Source organism: Hymenobacter sp. B1770, assembly GCF_049896385.1.
GTDB lineage: Bacteria > Bacteroidota > Bacteroidia > Cytophagales > Hymenobacteraceae > Hymenobacter.
In genome coordinates, this window is record NZ_JAFCUF010000066.1 from 1 (window position 1) to 750 (window position 750).

Annotated in this window: 1 protein-coding gene; it reads right to left on the bottom strand. The window is 68.4% G+C overall.

The window, feature by feature from the left end:
• Nucleotides 1-190: 190 nt before the first annotated feature.
• Nucleotides 191-694, bottom strand: a complete 504-nt coding sequence (msrA, locus tag ACP7AJ_RS21500) for a peptide-methionine (S)-S-oxide reductase MsrA (protein WP_426062293.1) — start codon at nucleotides 692-694, stop codon at nucleotides 191-193.
• Between the last annotated feature and the right edge of the window lie 56 nt (nucleotides 695-750).

Below are 750 nucleotides of genomic sequence, written 5' to 3' on the forward strand. Positions count from 1 at the left end.
CCTACTACGTTGACTGCCCCGTCGATGCGGACACCCTTCGGCAGCTCGCCCAGAACGTGCAGCAAGAACAACGGGCCTTTCCAGGTCGATAAGCCTCGTGCTTAAATGCTCCTTACAGTGGACTTTTGAGCAGGTTCGGGAATTTGCGGCGAAACGCCTCCACTTTGGGGGTCGACACGCGCTGCACGTACTACGACTCCGGGTGCAGGCGGAAGTACCCCTGGTGGTAGCCCTCGGCGGGCCAGAACCGCTCGAAGGGCACCACCTGGGTGACGACGGGGCGGCCGTATTGCCGGCTGGCATTCACCCGGGCGATGGCATCGTCGATGGTTTGTTTCTCGGCCGCGGTGCGATAGAAGGCCACGGAGCGGTACTGGGCCCCGGCGTCGGGCCCCTGGCGGTCGCGGGTGGTGGGGTCGTGGGCGGCGCGGAAAAACACCTCCGCCAGCGTGGCGTAGCGGACGACTTGCGGGTCGTAGTACACCTCGACGGCCTCGGCGTGGCCGGTGGCGCCCCGGCCCACCTGCTCGTAGGTGGGGGTGGCCTCGGGCCCCCCGCTGTAGCCCGAGACGACGGCGCGCACGCCCTTGACTTCCTCGAACACTTCTTCGGTGCACCAAAAGCAGCCCCCGGCGAACGTCGCCGTGGCGAGCCCCTGTTGCGGGGCGGGCGCCGCCCCGGCCGTGGAACGGATACTGGGCGGGTTGGTCGTTTGCTGGGCCTCGGCGGGCGGCTCGGCGCAGGAAGCCA